Source organism: Gleimia hominis, from assembly GCF_032085515.1.
GTDB lineage: Bacteria > Actinomycetota > Actinomycetes > Actinomycetales > Actinomycetaceae > Gleimia > Gleimia hominis.
The window spans coordinates 1151241-1169594 of the sequence record NZ_JASXSX010000001.1 but is presented as its reverse complement, the minus strand read 5'-3'; the positions used below and the strand labels follow the sequence as shown (position 1 = coordinate 1169594).

20 protein-coding genes are annotated in these 18354 nt (G+C 59.0%); 2 read left to right on the top strand and 18 right to left on the bottom strand.

The genetic code is table 11. The annotated features are described in order from the left end of the window. Positions 1–2190 (top strand): 1,4-alpha-glucan branching protein GlgB, encoded by a 2190-nt coding sequence (gene glgB, locus QS713_RS04955; protein ID WP_313272953.1) that lies wholly within the window; start codon positions 1–3, stop codon positions 2188–2190. Positions 2191–2387: 197 nt separating this feature from the next. Here glgB and QS713_RS04950 read toward each other — a convergent pair whose 3' ends face one another. The 3 genes from QS713_RS04950 to QS713_RS04940 are packed head-to-tail and all read right to left on the bottom strand — an operon-like array spanning position 2388 to position 5313. Beyond that, positions 2388–3395, bottom strand: a complete 1008-nt coding sequence (locus QS713_RS04950) for a tetratricopeptide repeat protein (RefSeq protein ID WP_313272950.1) — start codon at positions 3393–3395, stop codon at positions 2388–2390. Between the two features lie 24 nt (positions 3396–3419). Beyond that, positions 3420–4448, bottom strand: coding sequence for a hypothetical protein (locus QS713_RS04945; RefSeq protein ID WP_313272948.1), 1029 nt, complete (start codon positions 4446–4448; stop codon positions 3420–3422). Further along, on the bottom strand, positions 4438–5313 hold the full coding sequence (locus QS713_RS04940; protein WP_313272947.1) for a hypothetical protein: 876 nt from the start codon (positions 5311–5313) through the stop codon (positions 4438–4440). The genes QS713_RS04945 and QS713_RS04940 overlap by 11 nt, the downstream gene beginning before the upstream one ends. Before the next feature lie 222 nt (positions 5314–5535). Between QS713_RS04940 and QS713_RS04935 the strand changes: the two genes are divergently transcribed. Continuing rightward, positions 5536–6846 (top strand): DivIVA domain-containing protein, encoded by a 1311-nt coding sequence (locus QS713_RS04935; protein WP_313272944.1) that lies wholly within the window; start codon positions 5536–5538, stop codon positions 6844–6846. Positions 6847–6859: 13 nt separating this feature from the next. Here the strand turns inward: QS713_RS04935 and QS713_RS04930 are convergent, their stop codons facing one another. The 15 genes from QS713_RS04930 to prmC all read right to left on the bottom strand — a co-directional run bounded on the left by QS713_RS04930 (position 6860) and on the right by prmC (position 18353). Continuing rightward, positions 6860–7153: an Rv1322 family protein gene (locus QS713_RS04930; RefSeq protein WP_376779554.1), complete on the bottom strand. Its 294-nt coding sequence runs from the start codon at positions 7151–7153 to the stop codon at positions 6860–6862. A gap of 76 nt (positions 7154–7229) precedes the next feature. Further along, positions 7230–7925, bottom strand: coding sequence for an endonuclease NucS (gene nucS, locus QS713_RS04925; RefSeq protein ID WP_313272941.1), 696 nt, complete (start codon positions 7923–7925; stop codon positions 7230–7232). Between the two features lie 54 nt (positions 7926–7979). Further along, complete coding sequence (locus QS713_RS04920; protein WP_313272939.1) at positions 7980–8384, bottom strand: DUF2550 family protein; 405 nt, start codon at positions 8382–8384, stop codon at positions 7980–7982. A 17-nt stretch (positions 8385–8401) separates the two neighbouring features. Then, positions 8402–8674, bottom strand: coding sequence for a F0F1 ATP synthase subunit epsilon (locus QS713_RS04915; RefSeq protein ID WP_313272937.1), 273 nt, complete (start codon positions 8672–8674; stop codon positions 8402–8404). A 3-nt stretch (positions 8675–8677) separates the two neighbouring features. Further along, entirely contained in the window at positions 8678–10126 is a 1449-nt protein-coding gene (gene atpD / locus QS713_RS04910) for a F0F1 ATP synthase subunit beta (protein ID WP_102216005.1), read from the bottom strand. A 15-nt stretch (positions 10127–10141) separates the two neighbouring features. After that, complete coding sequence (locus tag QS713_RS04905) at positions 10142–11053, bottom strand: F0F1 ATP synthase subunit gamma (RefSeq protein ID WP_313272934.1); 912 nt, start codon at positions 11051–11053, stop codon at positions 10142–10144. 1 nt (position 11054) lies between these two features. Next, complete coding sequence (gene atpA / locus QS713_RS04900; protein WP_313272933.1) at positions 11055–12683, bottom strand: F0F1 ATP synthase subunit alpha; 1629 nt, start codon at positions 12681–12683, stop codon at positions 11055–11057. Positions 12684–12725: 42 nt separating this feature from the next. Continuing rightward, positions 12726–13547, bottom strand: coding sequence for an ATP synthase F1 subunit delta (gene atpH / locus QS713_RS04895; RefSeq protein WP_313272930.1), 822 nt, complete (start codon positions 13545–13547; stop codon positions 12726–12728). A 3-nt stretch (positions 13548–13550) separates the two neighbouring features. Further along, on the bottom strand, positions 13551–14093 hold the full coding sequence (locus QS713_RS04890; RefSeq protein WP_313272928.1) for a F0F1 ATP synthase subunit B: 543 nt from the start codon (positions 14091–14093) through the stop codon (positions 13551–13553). Positions 14094–14099: 6 nt separating this feature from the next. Then, entirely contained in the window at positions 14100–14303 is a 204-nt protein-coding gene (atpE, locus tag QS713_RS04885) for an ATP synthase F0 subunit C (RefSeq protein WP_102216009.1), read from the bottom strand. 74 nt (positions 14304–14377) lie between these two features. Beyond that, positions 14378–15154 (bottom strand): F0F1 ATP synthase subunit A, encoded by a 777-nt coding sequence (atpB, locus tag QS713_RS04880; protein ID WP_313272925.1) that lies wholly within the window; start codon positions 15152–15154, stop codon positions 14378–14380. Between the two features lie 196 nt (positions 15155–15350). Next, positions 15351–15761, bottom strand: a complete 411-nt coding sequence (locus QS713_RS04875) for a hypothetical protein (protein WP_313272922.1) — start codon at positions 15759–15761, stop codon at positions 15351–15353. Next, positions 15748–16869, bottom strand: coding sequence for an MraY family glycosyltransferase (locus QS713_RS04870; protein WP_102216012.1), 1122 nt, complete (start codon positions 16867–16869; stop codon positions 15748–15750). The genes QS713_RS04875 and QS713_RS04870 overlap by 14 nt, the downstream gene beginning before the upstream one ends. Beyond that, positions 16869–17492: an L-threonylcarbamoyladenylate synthase gene (locus QS713_RS04865; RefSeq protein WP_313272916.1), complete on the bottom strand. Its 624-nt coding sequence runs from the start codon at positions 17490–17492 to the stop codon at positions 16869–16871. The genes QS713_RS04870 and QS713_RS04865 overlap by 1 nt, the downstream gene beginning before the upstream one ends. Before the next feature lie 42 nt (positions 17493–17534). Beyond that, a complete protein-coding gene (gene prmC / locus QS713_RS04860) occupies positions 17535–18353 on the bottom strand; it encodes a peptide chain release factor N(5)-glutamine methyltransferase (RefSeq protein WP_313272914.1) in 819 nt (272 codons plus the stop codon). Position 18354 lies beyond the last annotated feature (1 nt).

Below are 18354 nucleotides of genomic sequence, written 5' to 3'. Positions count from 1 at the left end.
ATGAATGCAACCCCTATGTACGTTTCTGGTGATATTCTCTCGCAGGTAGCGAACGCGAGTTACCACTCGCCGCACTCGGTTCTGGGCGCGCACCTTCAAGATGGGGTGGTGACTATCCGCACTGTCCGACATTTGGCGGATTCCGTTGAGGTTGTGACCGCTCACGATGTGTACGAGGCGCGCCACGAGCAAGATGGAGTTTGGGTGTGCGCATTCGAATCTCCCCAGATTGTGGACTACCGGCTGCGCGTCACGTACGGCGATCAGGTGACGGACGTGGACGATCCCTACCGCTTCCTCCCCACCCTTGGGGAGATGGATACGTACCTGATTTCAGAAGGTCGCCACGAGACGCTGTGGACCGTTTTAGGTTCGCACTTACATCACTATGAGGGTGAGCTCGGTGACGTTTCCGGCGTTTCGTTTGCTGTGTGGGCACCAAATGCGAGTGCGGTGCGCGTGGTTGGGGATTTCAATTACTGGGATGGTACGGGCAGTGCGATGCGTTCCCTGGGGGCCAGTGGCGTGTGGGAACTGTTTATCCCAGATGTTGAGGTCGGGGCGCGCTACAAGTATGAGATCTGCACGCCCGGAGGCGGCTGGGTGCAAAAAGCTGATCCCATGGCGCGGGCAACGGAGATTCCCCCGGCAACAGCGTCGGTGGTGACCGATCAGTTCCACGAGTGGAATGACGAGGCGTGGATGACGCAGCGGCCAAACCGCAATCCCCAGCAGTTGCCCATGTCTATTTACGAGATTCACGTGGGGTCTTGGAAGCAGGGGCTGGGTTACCGCGGTTTGGCGGACGAGCTGATTCCGTATTTGAAACGCATGGGGTTCACGCACGTGGAGCTCATGCCGGTGGCGGAGCACCCGTTTGGTGGCTCTTGGGGCTACCAGGTGACGTCGTATTACGCGCCCACCGCTCGGTTCGGTACGCCTGACGATTTCCGCTATTTTGTGGATCAGTGCCACCAGGCGGGCATCGGCGTGATTCTCGACTGGGTGCCTGCACATTTCCCGAAAGACGAGTGGGCGCTCGCACGGTTCGACGGCACCGCCCTGTACGAGGACCCGGATCCGTTGCGTGCGGAGCATCCGGACTGGGGCACGTTGGTGTTCAACTACGGGCGGCGGGAAGTGCGGAACTTCCTTGTCGCGAACGCCCTGTACTGGTTAGAGGAGTTCCACGTGGACGGACTGCGAGTGGACGCGGTCGCATCCATGCTGTACTTGGATTATTCGCGCGGTGAGGGCCAGTGGCGCCCCAACCAGTACGGTGGCCGCGAGCATTTGGAGGCAATCCAGTTTTTGCAAGAAACGAACGCCACCGCTTACCGGCGCAACCCCGGTATCGTCATGATTGCAGAGGAATCCACCGCTTGGCCGGGGGTTACGGCTCCCACCACCGGGGGTGGGCTCGGTTTCGGCATGAAGTGGAACATGGGGTGGATGAACGACACGCTGCGTTACCTGCAGGAAGATCCGGTGAACCGGCGGTGGCATCACGGTGAACTCACGTTCTCCCTCGTGTACGCGTTCTCGGAGAACTTCATTTTGCCGCTGTCTCACGATGAGGTGGTGCATGGGAAAGGTTCTTTGATTGCCCGCATGCCGGGTGATAAGTGGCGCAAGCTCGCGGGTTTGCGGTCCCTGTTTGCTTACCAGTGGTCGCATCCGGGCAAGCAACTGATCTTTATGGGCCAGGAGTTCGGGCAGGAATCCGAGTGGTCCGACGCGTTCTCGCTGGACTGGTGGTTGCTGGACGATCCGGGGCACCGGCAGATTGACCGCCTGGTGGCGCGTTTGAATGATATTTACGTGCATTCCCCCGCCCTTTGGGACGACGATTACACGGGTTACGAATGGATTGAGGCTGGGGATGCGGACCACAACGTGATTTCGTTTATCCGCAAGGGGTGTGACGCAGAGGGGCAAACCCAGATGCTGGTGTGCATCTGTAACTTTGCGGGCAACCCCCATGAGGACTACCGGGTGGGCCTACCGTTCGCTGGTCAGTGGGAGGAGATCCTCAATACGGACAGTGAGGAGTTCGGTGGTTCCGGCGTTATCAACGTTGGCCCCGTGGTTGGCGAGTCGATTCCATGGAACGGCCGCCCCGCTTCCGCGCAGCTGCGCGTCCCGCCTTTGGGAGCGATTTGGCTTCGCCCGCAAGGTCAAGGGGCGTAGTTCTTCTTTACGAGACTAGGGGCGCGTTGTTCTTCCCCCATAAGATCAAAGGCGCGTAATACACGAAACCGGCCGGAACCAATACTCCGGCCGGTTTTCGCTTAAACTCGCCCATGGGCACGTTCTTGAACGAGATCACGGATACCCGGCCTCTAGAACAACTTTTGGAAATCAGAACAGCAGCGTACAGGCGAGTTCTAGAACAACAGCGCGGACAGGCGGGCGCGCGCCGATTTAACCGCAGGATCAGCGGAACCAACAACCGTGAACATTTCCACGAGCCGCTCCCGCACCTCGTCGGCCGCTTCCGCGTCCACGGGTTTTAACCGTTCAAACTCAGCGAGCATAATGTCGAACGCTGCTTGCGTGTCACCACTGATCAGCGCCTGATCAGCCCGCGCCTGCGGAGTGTCCGTATCAGTGTCTTCACTGAGCGCCCGCTTTTGCAGTTTCAACCGAGCAATCGCTTCTTTCGCTTCCCGATCCCGCGGCTGGTTCGCCAACACGGTGTGCCAGGCCTTGATCGCCCCATCAATATCCCCCGCGTCCTCCAGCGCGAGCGGTTCCTCATGCAGCGGATCCACCTGCGGCTGCGCATCCTCCTCAGTGTCAACCATGCGGCCAGTGAGCCCACTGGACGCGGCAAGTTGCAGCAACTCATTCAGCACCGCCACAATCTGGTCGCGCCCTTGAGTGCCTTGGAACAGCGGCACCGTGCGTCCCCCAAACAACGCGATAACAGTTGGTACCGCCTGCGTTCCGAGCGCCTGCGCGAACTGCGGGTTCGCATCAATATCAACCTTCGCGAGCACCACGCGACCGTCTAGCTCGCGCGTAATCTGCTCCAGTGTCTGCGCCATCGTCTTTGACTCTTCTGCGTGCGCCGACCAGAGCATCAAAATCACCGGCAGCTGCACCGACAGTTGCGACAGTTCCGCCAGCTCCTGCTCAGACACGTCCCGTACAATCGGGCCGCGCAGTTCCCCACTACCTGCCCCCGCCTGAGGGCCGGCCTGAGGCGCCGCTGCCCGCGGGTCACCCATCGGCCCCGCAGCCTGCCTGGTGCCCGCCGCACCACCGGCCGCCACGCCACTAGCGGCGGTTGCCGACTTCGGGTTCACCGCTCCCCCACGTTTGTGTGCCGACAGGTCCACGGCTCCTTGCGTGGCCGGGATGTAAGGGTCCTTAGCGTTTTGCTCAGTCACTTTGCTTCCGTCTTCCTTTACTTTTTACTTCTCTTTCCGTTCAACCTTTTGAAGCACCCGCTCCGCACCGAGCGCCGTTATTTCCCCCTCATTCTTCTTATGAGGTACTTGCAGCAGCACGCTCACCAGGTACGTCACCACAACGCGGTCATCCCCCACCTGCGGGTCATCCAACAGCTTCGCTGCCGTCCCCCCGATCGCCAGCTCAGCTTCTTCATCCGTGCGTTCATAAGTGACCGTGTACTGCAGTGACGCGGCCGTCAACGCGTCTTGCGTACTCATTTGAATCGCAGTTATCGTCTCTGGCATCGGGGCCGCGTTGAACGTTACCGTCCCCGCCGACTCCACAGCTTCCTCGAGTTTCTTCTTTTCCTCAAGGTAGTACTTCGAGAAATCATCCTCAGCCAGCTTCACGCCCTTCGTTTCTTTCCCATTGAGGCGATCCACCCACGCCTGCACCGCCTTCTCAACCGGCAGCATGAACGCATCCGACTTCGGGTCAACCAACGCTGACCCTTCAGCTGCCGAAATTGTCTGCACAGTGCGGCCGGGGAACAGGCGCGCCCACGATTCCAACATGTAGTTCGAACGCGCATCCTTTTGCTTAAAGATCGCCATAACCGGAAGCGATTTACTGTCAGTCACGCTCGCAGCCACGATCGCTCGCGGCCAATCCTGCGCATTCGTAACCGTCGCGGTTTTAGGCAAGAATTTGAACCCCGCTGGCTTCTCCCCCGTGGCGTCTACCAGCCCGTACTGAGCCGAGCGCATCGCTAGCGCCGGATCCACCAGACGTTCCTTCAAAAGATTCGCATCCTGTGCCTTATCCGCCTTTCCCACCACCTGCGACACGCTGCTTAGAATCGATTCAATCCGCTTAGCATCCAAGTTCGGGGCGGCCGACGCAGACTGGCTCGGCTGAGGCTTAATCTGCGGGGGTTTGCCCGCACACGCCGTCACGGTAACACCGCCCAACATCAACCCTGCTAGTTTCAACGCACTGCGCCTGCTAACCAGACCGTTCTCGTTCTTTCGTTGACGCTCAGCTGTCATCTCGAGCCCCCTCCTTCCGATGTGAGCGCGAAGACGCTTCTGGGTCACGCACTTTCCGAACCACGGGGATTGCTTGCGTGCTAAACGAGTGTCCGTCTATCACGATCTCCGTTTCTCCTCGCTGCCGGGCCTCACGAATCGCCCGTCGAGACGGGAGTTTAACCGTGCGTTCACCAACCGTTGTTTCAATCATGGTTTCCTCAGGCTGCACGCGTTCTTGCTGCTGCGCCGCCTGCTCTTGCTCTGTCTTTGTGCGCCGCGCCCGGTTGTGCAGCATGAGGGCCAGGCCAAGCGCCAAAATCACCACGCCGGTTATCGCCAACGCAATCGCCCACCCCACCGACGTTTCTTGCGTCCACGTGACCGTCAGTTGAGGCGCCGGCTCCTTCCCATCTGTCGAAGCCAACACAACGAGGTTGCGGGCATCGGCGGGAATCTTAACCTTCACCGCTCCCTCGCCGGATTTAAAACTCTTCCAAGTATCCAGCTGCGCCACCGCACCGTGCTGCGTTTTCTCATCTTGCGCAGCGTGTTCCTCAAGCTTCAAACGCTCCCACGAAGATAGGCCCGTGACCTGCGTATACGCAGAATCTCCCAACCAACCAACCGCATCGGTTTCGTCCGCAACGGCAACTGAAACGGGCTTGCCCTTCGACTGCGCGGTGACGGTCGCCTCACTGGAAATAACATCCCCAAACAGTCTTGCTTTTGTAACCACATAAGGTGATTTTGGAGCATCCATGGTTGCACGCATACTGGAATCTGGACGCAACACGGTCGCATACAGCACACCGGCAACTGCCATGAGTGCCCCAATGAGGATAAACACGATCGGAAGCGTCATGCGCTTGAGCATATTCTTCACAAATACTCCTATTTATATACAAAGCACTACCCCTAGATTAATGCCTGTTTCTACTTGCTTCCACCGGCTCGCAAAGCAAAAGCGCGCGTTCACCCTAAACAAAGGCCACAGGTGGCATATAATACGTAAGATTAACTACCCGTAGTTTCCCCCTAGCTACGGGAATTGTTTAGACTAATAACCGGTGTATATCAGCGTTTAAACGTGTGAAGGGACAAACGCGTGAGTGAAGAGCAGACGGACTTTCCCGTAGTAATGCGCGGGTACGATCGCGTACAGGTCGACGAACAACTACACACTCTGATGAGTGCGCTCACGGAAGCGCGTCAACGCGGCGAAGTGGCCGAAGAACGCATCCGGGGCCTAGAAGAAGACCTAAAGCAAGCACGCGGCCGCGTCGAAGAACAGGAACGAGCCTCATTTACCGGGATCGGCGCACGCATCGAACAACTACTGCGTTCCGCCGAAGAACAAGCTGCTGCAGTCACAACAAAAGCTCGGGCGGAAGCCGATGCGCTCGTAGAAAAAGCCCGGGTGGCCGCCAGCCGGCTCACGGAGCGTTCTGAAGCGGAAGCCTCCGCACTGCTTGCGGAAGCTCGCCGGGAAGCTGACGAACGTACCTCTCGTGCCTCCACTGAAGCGCAAACCCTTCTGACCAACGCGCAGCACCGCGCGGACGAACTCGTGGCAGGTGCTGAACGCGAGTCCCAGTCCCTGCGTGCCTCCACCAACACATACGTGCATGACACGCGCGCCAGCGCCGACCGGGAAGCAGAAGTGACCCGCACTCGAGCAGAGAAAGAATACGTTGAGGCGCGGGTGAAAGCCGAACAGGAGATCGCGCAGATGCGTGCGGACGCTCAGGCTGATGCTCGTTCCACCCGGGAGGAAGCGAACGCGCAAGCCACGCAGGCACTCGAGCAAGCGAAGTCCTCCGCAGCGGCCACGGTTGCGAAAGCGAAAACTGAAGCGGAAACCCTGATGCGCGACGTGCGCCAGCAGGCCGACGAACTGCGGACCCGTTCGACCGCTGAACGGCAGGAAGCAGAGCAAGAGATCGCGCAGATCCGCGCGAAAGCCAGTGAAGAGAACGCGCGCGCCCAAGAGGAAGCGCACGAACAGACGCAAGGCCTCATCAAAGCGGCGCAAGAACAGGTTGCGGAAGCGGAGAAGCACCTGGCGGAAACGCTGCACCGCGCAGAACGGCTCCTCACGGACACGGACGCGGTGGTGCGCCGCCGGCAAGAAGACGCCCGCCGAAACGCCGATGCCATCATCGCCTCCGCCGAAGCGGAAGCGGAACAACTGCGTGAGTCCGCACGGCAAGAGATCGCGAATGAACGCTCGCTGGCGCAACGCTCGGTTGCGAAACTGGAGCGGCAACGCGAATCCGTTTCCGGCTACCTGGAGGAAATGCGCACCGTGCTCGGCTCGCTCGCCTCGGATGTTAACAACAGTGCGGTAGAGGCGCAGGTGGCGCCCCCTCAAGTAAGTGCCGCTGAAGACGACCTGTTCACCACGGAAGAACAGTAGTGGCACGGGGGTGCTAGCGGGCCCAAGAGCCCACGGACCAGCAGTGCGGGTGCCAGTGGCGGCGCGACTGCACACCGGAATCTAACCCGAAACGTCCCTCCTCGCGCCAAGCCACCACGTGCGGACTACCCACGCGAATAGGCTGGTTACACCCCGGGCACGTGTACGTCTTGCGGGCAGCGGAAAGGTGTTGCACTTGAAAGGTTTCTTGACCGCGCTGCACAGACCGAGGCATGGACGCCAACCGGTCCATGTTTAAAGGCCGGTGCGGTGCGCTCCACTTGTTTCGCCGTGAACGCCGTGCCACCGTACCTCCTCATTACTAAATAAGTTAGGTTACTACGCTACCACCAAAACGGATAGTACGCGCTTGACCCGTGGGTCTAGAACAAGCGCGCATCTATGTCGTCGACACCGCGCATCGCATCGTAATCCAAGATCACGCAGCGGATTCCCCGGTCCTGCGCCAGCGTGCGGGCCTGCCGCGAGATCTCTTGCGCTGCGAAGACGCCGCGGATACCAGCTAGCAGCGGGTCGCGCGCGAGCAACTCTAAATACCGGGTGAGTTGTTCCACCCCATCCATTCCCCCACGCCGCTTCACTTCCACCGCCACGGGGTTCGACGCGTCATCGCGCACCAGCAAATCCACCGGCCCAATCGCAGTCGGGTATTCACGGCGCACCAGCCGCCATCCCTGGCCCAAGATCTCCACCTGGTCTGCCAACAGTTCCTGCAGATGCGCTTCCACCCCATCTTTAATTAGACCCGGGTCGAGTCCCAAGGGTTCCTCATGATCCAAATACTTCTCCCCCACCCGAATCACGAGGGAATCGTTCGTCTTCGCGGCCTGCACTATCCATACCTCTTGGAAACCCTCGTAGGCTTCGTCCTCATCGGGCTCACGCACTGTTAGCCGGCAGGGTGCATTCATCCAGTTCAGGGGTTTGTAAGAACCACCGTCGGAATGCACTAGCACCGACCCATCGCCTTTAATCATTACGGTGCGTTTCGCTAGGGGCAGGTGGGCGTCTAAACGGCCGGAATAATCTACGGAACACTGGGCAATAACGATCCGCACTAAGTACCTTTCCGGTTAAAGTCTAATGGTCTTGGATTTATCTAGGTTAGTCACTTAGAGATCTAACCGCGACATGGGCGGGCCAGACTCCACCCACGAGACAATCCCGTTGTACCAGTGAGTCCGAGTGGCGATGTGCATGCGCCGGCCCGCGGATTCAACAATTACCTCAACCATATTGCCATCGGAACGAGCAATCGGATTCGACACCGTCATCCCCACGCGGGGCATCCGAAACTGTGGTCCAACGTAAAACCCGACCAGGCGGAACCACTGGAACTCCCGGGAGCCAAACCGTGCCATGCCGTACACCCAGCCGGAGGAATTGTCGGGCCGTACCCAGCATTCAAACGTGCCGACAATCCGTCCGATCATCCGCACCCGTACCAGCAGAAACAGGATTGCCGCCGCAGCAGTGAGCAAGAGGAGACCGATGAGCCACAGAATCCACGCCACCACGATCTCCCCCTCCTCGTTTAAGCATCCATAGTGTCGTTATCCATAACGACAGTCACGTGGTCCGAATCTAGCGAAACAAATCCTCCAGACACCTGGACTTCGTGCGACTGGTCGTCACTGCCCTTAATGGTCATGGTACCGCGTCCAAGCGCCGCGATCACGGGTTGGCGGCCCGGCAGTATCCCCAGCTGCCCGTCAACGCTGGGGACGGAAACCATCGCGGCCTTGCCGTTCCACAGCACGTCGGTGCGCGAAACTACTTGGACTGACAGCATTTTCTGGTCGGCCATCGGTTACGCCTTCTGAATCTCAGCGTAGGCACGTTCGAGGTCTTCGATCCCCCCGATGTTGAAGAATGCCTGTTCCGGAATGTGGTCGTATTCGCCGTCGCAAAGCCGGCGGAACGCCTCGATCGTCTCATCCAAGGGCACTGTGGACCCTTCCACACCCGTGAACTTCTCTGCCATGTACGTGTTTTGCGACAAGAACTGTTCAATCCGCCGGGCGCGTGCCACCGCGATCTTGTCCTCTTCAGACAGTTCGTCAACGCCCAAAATCGCGATGATGTCTTGCAGTTCCTTGTTCTTTTGCAGAATCGACTTCACGCGGTTCGCCACTTCGTAGTGGTCCTGCCCGATGTACGTGGGGTCCAGGATACGTGACGTTGAGGCGAGTGGGTCCACCGCTGGGTACAGGCCTCGCGACGCAATGTCACGGGACAGTTCCGTGGTGGCGTCCAAGTGCGCGAACGTGGTCGCAGGCGCGGGGTCCGTGTAGTCATCAGCCGGCACGTAGATCGCCTGCATGGAGGTAATCGAGTGACCGCCAGCGGAGGTAATCCGTTCTTGCAGCTGCCCCATTTCGTCAGCCAAGTTCGGCTGGTAGCCCACTGCGGATGGCATGCGCCCCAGTAGGGTCGACACTTCGGAACCCGCCTGGGTGAACCGGAAGATGTTGTCAATGAACAGCAGCACGTCCTGGTTGCGCACGTCGCGGAAGTACTCAGCCATCGTCAGGCCCGTAAGCGCGATCCGCAGACGCGTGCCCGGCGGTTCGTCCATCTGCCCGAACACCAGTGCGGTCTTGTCGAATACCCCGGCGTCTGCCATTTCGTGGATCAGGTCGTTGCCCTCACGGGTACGTTCCCCCACCCCGGCGAATACGGACACACCACCGTGGTTTTGGGCGACGCGTTGAATCATTTCTTGGATCAGCACGGTCTTGCCCACACCCGCACCACCGAACAGGCCGATCTTACCGCCCTGCACGTACGGGGTGAGCAAGTCGATTACCTTGATCCCAGTTTCGAACATCTGGGTTTTTGGTTCCAGTTCATCAAACGCTGGTGGGTTACGGTGAATCGGCCACCGCTCCTTCACCTCCAACGTTTCTCCCGGTTTGAGGTTCAAGCACTCACCCGTGACGTTAAATACCTTCCCGAGCGTCACTTCCCCAACTGGCACGCTAATGGGCGCGCCCGTATCCGTCACTTTCAGCCCGCGCACCAGGCCATCCGTCGGCTTGAGGGCGATCGCGCGCACCAGGTTGTCGCCCAGGAACTGAGCCACCTCCATGGTGAGCGTCTGCTCTTCTTTAGAATCTTCCGTGGCGAGCGTAAAGTCCACGGTCAGAGCGTTGTACATCTGCGGCATCTGATCGGGTGGAAACTCAATGTCAACCACCGGACCAATGACGCGAGCGATGCGCCCCACGCCAGGTGTCTTTTCGGAGTTTTCCGTCATATTTCCATTCCTTACTCAGCCGTTTGAAAGCGCGTCGGCGCCCGATACGATTTCTGTGATTTCCTGTGTGATCTCGCCCTGGCGAGCCGCGTTAGCCATCCGCGTGTAGTCCGTGATGATCTCATCCGCGTTCTCCGTGGCCGTGTGCATCGCGCGTTGGCGCGACGCCAATTCCGAAGCCGCTGCCTGCAGCAGTGCGTTGCGGATCCGGCTTTCCACATACAGCGGAAGCAGTGCGTCCAGCACCGCGCCCTCATCGGGTTCGAACTCGTACAGTGGATACAAGTCCCGCTCCTGAGGCTCCGATTCGCCTTCAGATTCGGGCGCGTCTACCACGGTTAGCGGCAGCATTTGCCGCACCTCAGGAACTTGCACAACCAGGTTCTTGAAACGCGTGAACACCAAGTAGAGTTTCGACACTCCCCGCGCGGGGTCGGGGTCGAGGAAGTAGTCCAGCACCGTGTCCGCGATGTCGTGGATCAGTTCCACTGATGGTGCGTCTGACTCACCTTCCCAGGTTTTCTCCAGTTCCCGATCGCGGAACCGAAAGTACGAGCCCGCCCGACGTCCGGAGGCGAACAGCACCGGGTCTGCTCCCTGCGCCACGAGTTTTTCTACGAGCCGTTCGGTCTCGCGCAATATATTGGCTGAATACGCCCCCGCCATACCGCGATCCGAGGTTACCGTAAGCACCGCAACCCGGTTGGTGTCCGTGCGTTCGGAGGTGAGTGGGTGGTGCAGTTCGCCGTGCAACGCAACCGCGGCAACGGCTTGGGATAGGGCTTTTTCGTAGGGGCCCGACTGGTCGGCGTAGCGGCGGGCACGCCCAATTCGGGACGCTGCGATCAGCTCCATCGCGCGGAACACCTTCTTCAGGGTTTGCGTGGAGGAGATCTTCTGCTTGTAGATCCGCTGGTTACCGCCCATGTTAGGCCTTCTTACCTCGAACGATCTGCTCCTGCGTCACTTCGGCTTGAGCTTCACCTTTTTGCTTATCGGTCACGAGGCCTTTTTCGTATTTGAATCCCTTCAAATACGTTTCCACCTCGTGGCGCAGCGCTTCTTCTGTGTCTGGTTCGAGCTTCCCACTGGTCGCAATCAGTTCCAGCACACTACCTTGCGCATGCAAGTGGTCCAGTAGGCCACGTTCAAACTCTTTCACGGACTCCACTGGAATGTCGTCCATGTAACCGTTCGTACCCGCCCAGATGGAAGCGACCTGGTCGGGGATTTCGTACGGAGTTGCCTGTGGTTGTTTCAGTAGTTCCATGAGGCGTTCACCGCGCGTGAGTTGCCGGCGCGTGGTGGCGTCCAAGTCGGAGGCGAACATCGCGAATGCCGCTTGCGAACGGTACTGCGCCAACGTGATCTTGAGCGTCCCAGCTACCTTCTTCATGGCTTTCACCTGCGCGTCCCCACCGACACGAGACACGGAGATGCCGACGTCCACTGCGGGTCGTTGCCCAGCGTTGAACAGGTCAGACTGGAGGAAGATCTGCCCGTCGGTAATAGAAATAACGTTCGTGGGGATGTACGCCGAGACGTCATTGGCTTTCGTCTCGATTATCGGCAGGCCCGTCATTGAGCCGCCACCCAGTTCGTCTGACAGTTTCGCACAGCGTTCCAGTAGGCGCGAGTGCAGGTAGAACACGTCACCGGGGTATGCTTCTCGGCCCGGTGGGCGGCGCAGCAATAGGGACACCGCACGGTAGGCTTCCGCTTGTTTCGATAGGTCGTCAAATACGATGAGGACGTGTTTACCCGCGTACATCCAGTGCTGTCCAATGGCGGACCCGGTGTAGGGAGCGAGGTATTTGAAGCCCGCGGGGTCGGAGGCTGGGGAGGCGATAATCGTCGTGTACTCTAATGCCCCCGCTTCTTCTAGCTGGCGGCGCACGCCCGCGATCGTGGAGCCCTTTTGGCCGATCGCAACGTAAATGCACCGTACCTGCTTGTTCGGGTCACCACTTTCCCAGTTCTTGCGCTGGTTCATAATTGCATCCAGGGCAATCTGGGTTTTACCAGTCTGACGGTCTCCGATGATTAGCTGCCGCTGCCCGCGTCCAATCGGGATCATGGAGTCAATGGCTTTCAACCCGGTTTCGAGTGGTTCATGCACGGACTTACGCATCATCACGCCTGGGGCTTGCAGCTCCAGCGCGCGAGTGCCTTCCATGTCGGCTACTTCCCCCAGGCCGTCGATTGGGTGTCCTAGCGGGTCTACGACGCGCCCTAGGTAGCCGTCCCCAACGGGTACCGACAGCACATCGCCGGTGCGGTAAACTTCTTGGCCCTCGTCGATTCCTTTGAAGTTACCCAGGATGATTACGCCGATTTCGCGCACGTCGAGGTTCAATGCTAGACCAAGCGTGCCGTCTTCGAACCGCAGTAGCTCGTTGGCCATCGTTCCGGGCAGTCCCTCAACGTGAGCGATACCGTCCGCTGCTTGTGTAACGTGCCCGATTTCTTCAGCTGCGTTGTCGGAGGGTTCGTAGGATTCCACGAAACTGTCCAGAGCCGCTCTGATTTGGTCGGGCTGGATTGAAAGTTCAGCCATTGAGCTTGTCCTCACCGTTTCTCATTTTTGTCACTCGTACTACTATTTTCCAACCATTGCGCGTTGCGCCTGGCGGATCTCGGAGCGTACCGTCGCGTTCACCGCTTCGCTCCCCATCACTATCCGCATTCCGCCCATGAGGTCTGGATCCACCATCACGTTCAAAGTAACGGATCCGCCATGCTTGCGTTCCAGGATGGATTGCAGGCGGGTTTGCTGCTGGGCACTCAGTGGGCGCGCCACCGTCACTTCCGCCACGCGCTGTTTCTGCCTGTTTGCGGCCAGGTCGATGATGTGGTGCAGGCGGGCCGTGAGCCGTCCGTGGACGGATAGGCGTACCGCGCGGCGCACTAGTCTAGAGGTGTACTGGTTGACGTGCCCATCCAGCAGGCGGGCGGCGAAGTGGGCGCGGTCGTGAGCACTGCCGACCCCCAGGTCGGACAGTGCGTTGCGCAGTTCGCGTTCGTCCACCAGCAAAGCTTGCACTTGATGCAGTTCTTTTTGCGTCTGCTCTAAAGCGCCCGCGAGTACCGCTGCTTCTAGTACCGCTTGCATCCCCAACAGTTCAAACACGTCCGCCACGTCGTCAGCACTGGACCACGTGCCGCGCGCTAGGGTTTGGGCGATTTTCACGGTGGCATCTTGCACGCCGCCACGCAGCAGGTTCTGCACGAACGCTTCCTTGTCTTCGCCGCTGCGGGACGGATCTGAGATCGCCCCCCGGACCCGACGGGATTTTCGCGCCAGGTCGGATAGGCCAAACAGGTTCTCCGCTGCTGCCATTGCGTCTACGTGTTCTTGTGCGAACACGGTACGTAACGTGCGCGTGGCTGCATGTAGTGTTTGCGCACTCGATGCCCGCATGCTTTATCGCCCTTCTGTTACGCTTTCGCGTTCCAAGTCGTCGAGGAATCGATCTACGACCCGCGCAGATAGTTCCGTATTTTTGAGGTGTTCCCCCACGATCTTCTCCGCCAGCTCAGTGGCGAGGAGACCGAGGTCCGTGCGCAGTGAAATCTCCGCTGCTTGACGGTCTGCTTCAACTTGCCGCTGGCCGTTGTCAACGATCCGGGTTACTTCCGCACGGGCGTCCTCGCGAGCCTTATCTAGGATCGCTTTCGCTTCTTCGTTGGCCTTAGTGCGAATTTCGCCGGCTTCTTTGTGGGCTTTGGCAAGCGTTTCGTCGAGGCGCCGTTCAGCCAGTGCCTGCGCTTCTTCCGCCTTCTGGGTGGCAGCGAGCCCTTCTTTAATGGTGTTTTCCCGTTTATCCAGCACCGCGTAGAACTTAGGCAGCGCAAAGTAGTACAGGACGACGCCAATAATTACGAGGCAGACTACCGACCAGAGGATGTCATAGGCAGGTGGCAAAAAGATATTATGCTCACCTGCCTGCATTGGAGCATACATCATGGGGAATTAACCTACGAACAGTGGGACTAGGCCAATCAGACCCAAGGCCTCAATCAACGCCATACCGATGTACATGTTCGTGGCGAGGGTGGAGGCAACTTCTGGCTGCCGTGCGGTAGCCTCTTGGGTCTTGCCAATCATGAGGCCCAGGCCAATACCGGGGCCGAGGGTCGCTAGGCCGTACCCGATCGCTGCGAGAGTACCAGTCATTTGTACTTTTCCTTTTCTATCTTGTTGTGCGCCGAAGCGCTTTGTTGGTTCTTAATAGCTTGCTTTGTTGGTTCCTAATGGCTTTGGACAGACATCTTGATGTACACGGTCGTGAGGATCGTGAAGATGAACGCCTGCAGACCGGCCACGAATATTTCGAACGCCACGAACATGATTGACCCCGCTAGGGTCAGTGCGCCCGCGGCTTTAACGAATCCGGTTGCTTGGAAGAATAGGTAGTGGGTGCCGAAGAAACAGATGGCCATCATCATGTGCCCAGCCAGCATGTTGGCGAGCAGACGGATAACCAGCGTTGCGGGCCGCACAATGAATGTTGAGAACGCTTCGATTGGCGTCAAAATGATGTACAGCGGCCAGGGCACGCCGGGTGGGAACAGCTGAGATTTGAAGAACTTGCCCACACCTTGGGCTTTGATTCCCGCGCCAATGAACATGATATACGACAGTACGGCGAATACAATCGGCACGGCCACCACGGAAGACGCCGCGATGTTGAGGCCCGGGATGACGCCGGTGATATTCATGAACAGGACGCCGAGGAAGATGATTGTCAGCAGCGGCGCGTATTTGCGGCCCGTGTTTGGCCCCAGGTTGTTAACCGCGACGAAGTCCCGCACGAACAGCAGGGGCATTTCTAGCAGTTGCTGGCCTTTTGAGGGAATGATCTTCGCGCGCGCCGCACCAATTGAGAAAATCAGCACGAGCGCAAGGGTGGCGATGATGCGGATGAGCACCATGCGGTTCATCTGGAAGATCGTGCCTTCGAAGAGAATCGGGTCTGGGAAGAAATCATCGATCCCAGGTTTGGCCGCTAATATCCCCGTAGCCAACGCGGTGAAATGGGTTGATAGCGTTGCGAGCAGTTGAATACACCCCCAGGTTGGCGATCGAATATGTTTGGCGTCTAGGCTGCCTGAAACTCACTACAAACTATAGATGAAGTAGTGCGGCTTCAATGCCATCTGCCTCAGCGAGTTTAGCAGTTTTACCGGCAAAAAGGGTAGTTTCTCCCACCAGCGTTCGGTACTATTTTGGATCCACTACGGGGCCGCGGTTGCGCGAGAGTGTGAAGATCTGCACGGCAGTTTGAATCACGAAGGATGCTACCAGAACTCCCGCTAGAGGTTTTAGCGGTAAAACTCCGGTTGACCGAACAATCAGTATAGTGGCTAAAATCACAAGGAATTTCAGTAGGTAGTCGCCCATGATGAAGGCACCGAGCAGTTGTTTGTGTCGCGATGAGTACCACAGGGTCCCGGCATTGATCCCCGCGAGCGCGACGCCAACTAGCCCCCCACATGCTGCAGCGACTGCCACCGAGGGAGAGAATAATGCCCCGATCGCGGCGCTCACGATCATTACGCCGACGGCTGCGATCACGAGGTTGCGAATGGTTGTGCGCACGGCGTGTACTAGGCCGGGCTTACGCGTGGTCATGGTTCCTCTTTCGCCTTGGTTTGATTGTGAATCCTGAGAACACGTTAGCAGTTAGCGCCAGGAGTGCGAGTATCACCGGCGCCGTGATAGCGGCGACGAGCGGGGGGCTGAACTGGATTAGCGCGACTGTAGGAAACAAAATCACAGCGGTCCACAAGTACATGATGAACACCACCCAGCGGTGTGAATGCCCGCGGCGTAACAGCCGGTGATGCAAGTGCCCGCGGTCGGCTTTGAACGGTGATTGCCCCCTGGCCAGGCGGCGCAGGACCGCCAGGATCATGTCGAGCAGAGGAATCGCAACCACCAGGAGAGCAAGTGCAATCGGGAGGATCGCCGCGAGGATCTGCCGGTTGCCCAGCACCGCGGGGTTCAGCTGCCCCGTGACCATCACGTCCGCCGCAGCCACGATTACCCCCAGACTCATGGAACCACTGTCGCCCATGAAAATTCGGGCCGGGTGGAAGTTGTGCGGAAGGAATCCTAAACACGCGCCCAGGAGGGCAGCAATGGTGAGTTTCGCAGGAGTGATGTAACTGATTAAACCCGAGCTACCCTCAAGTAAGAGGCAGTACAGAAAAAACGCGACCGCACTTATCGCGATAATGCCCGACGCTAACCCGTCTAAACCGTCAACGAAGTTCACGGCGTTTATGAACGTGACAAAAATGAGGACGGTGAGGAGCAAGGACAGGCGGGAGGAGCCGACGCTGACGCCGAACAGGGGAATCGAAATTAGCTGCACTCCCCCGTAGGCGAGGCCGCCGGCAACTAGGATTTGCCCGGCGAGTTTCGCCGCCCAATCCAACTCCCAGATGTCATCGACGAGGCCGAGTAGTGCGATCGCGGCGGTGCCGACCATGAGTGTCCACAGCTGCCGGTCTGCGAACAGGCCGGCGAAAGCGGGGAGCCCGGCGGCGAGCGCGAGGCTCGCGATGAACCCGGTGGCGATTCCGATGCCGCCTAAACGTGGGATCGGTTCGGTGTGAACGTCGCGTTCTCTAACCGGGGTGAGGATCTTAAACCGCCACGCCACTTTGCGGCACACGCCCGTAACTATCACAGTGACGAGCGCTGCCACGCAGGTGATCGCAACGTAGGGCAGCATCAGGCCCAGTACCTGCGGACTTCCGTGTCATCTAGAACACCCGAGCGCAAAATTTTCGGTTCGCCGGTTACATCCACGATCGTTGAGGGCACCCCACCCGGCGTGGGCCCACCATCCACGTACAGGTCGACTTTGCCTTGAAAGTATGCGCGCGCCGCGTCCACGTCCGTAGCTGGGCTTTGTCCCGTTAAGTTCGCCGACGTAACGGCCAGCGGGCCAACCGCACGCAGAATCTGGAGCGCCACGGGGTTGTCTGGCATCCGCACCGCAATTGTGTCTTTGATGTCCCCCAGGTCGTAATGGAGGTCTTTCGCTGTGGGAAGGATGAGGGTGAGGCCGCCGGGCCAAAACGCTTCCATGAGTTTGCGCGCTACAGAGCCCACGTGGGCGCTCACTTTTTCGGCGCTTTCTACATCGGCTACGAGCACGGGCGGGGGCATTTGCCTACCGCGCCCTTTTGCCGCTAGTACCGCGTTCACAGCATCCGTCGAATAGGGGTCTGCACCGATGCCGTAAACCGTGTCCGTGGGCAGCACCAAAATCCCCTCTTCGGCCACAACCTGCCGAATTTGCTTCAACTGAGCAGCACCTAGTGCCTCACGCGTGGCATCAATATTTTCCATAACTTGCCCTCCATGCACAATCTTATCGACCTGTTAAGCCACTCAACTCGGCTTCCGGGCGGCTATGAACCGCTCAATGCCCGCGAGGTCGCGGTGGATCTCAACATCCTCAAAACCGATTTCGTTCGCCACCTTGGCGCAAGCTTTACCTTGCGTATCGTCGTGTTCCATCACGAGGTACCCGCCGCCCCTCAAGTACTGGAACGCAACCGTGATGATCTGCTCGGGAATCTGCATGCCACTCTCCCCACCGCCCCACAGGGCGATGCGTGGATCCCAATCGGTTTCTGCGGGTAGGTCTCGCTGGGGAATATACGGAGGGTTCGATATGACCACGTCAAACAAGCCCAGCGTGGGGTTGAACGCGGTGGCGTCACCACGGACCCATTCCACCTCGAGATCTAGAGCAGCACCGTTCGCACGCGCATAATCCAAGGCGCGCGCGTCTATTTCCACCGCTGTTACCGGGATCTTGTTCTTGGCGGCAATTGCCAGTGCGATCGCCCCTGAACCAGTGCACAGGTCTAATGCGCGGCGCATCGGCAGGTGGCGCAACGCCCAGTCCGTCATGTACTCCGTTTCGGGCCGCACACAAAACACCCCGGGCCCAGCTTTTAGTTCCAAACCCAGAAAATACATGCGGCCCAACACGTGCTGCAGTGGCCGGCGGCGGGCCCGGTCGGTAACCATCTGGCGGATCTGCTCTGCCTCCACCCGGGGTGTTTCCAGGGGCCACAAGAACCTCGGGGCAGCCAGGACCTCCACAAAAATGGCGGTCGCATCCGCCTCAGCCGACTCAATCCCGCTGCCGCGCAGCTGCTGCACCGACTGGATCCACAGTGCTTGGGTGAGCTCTGCCAAG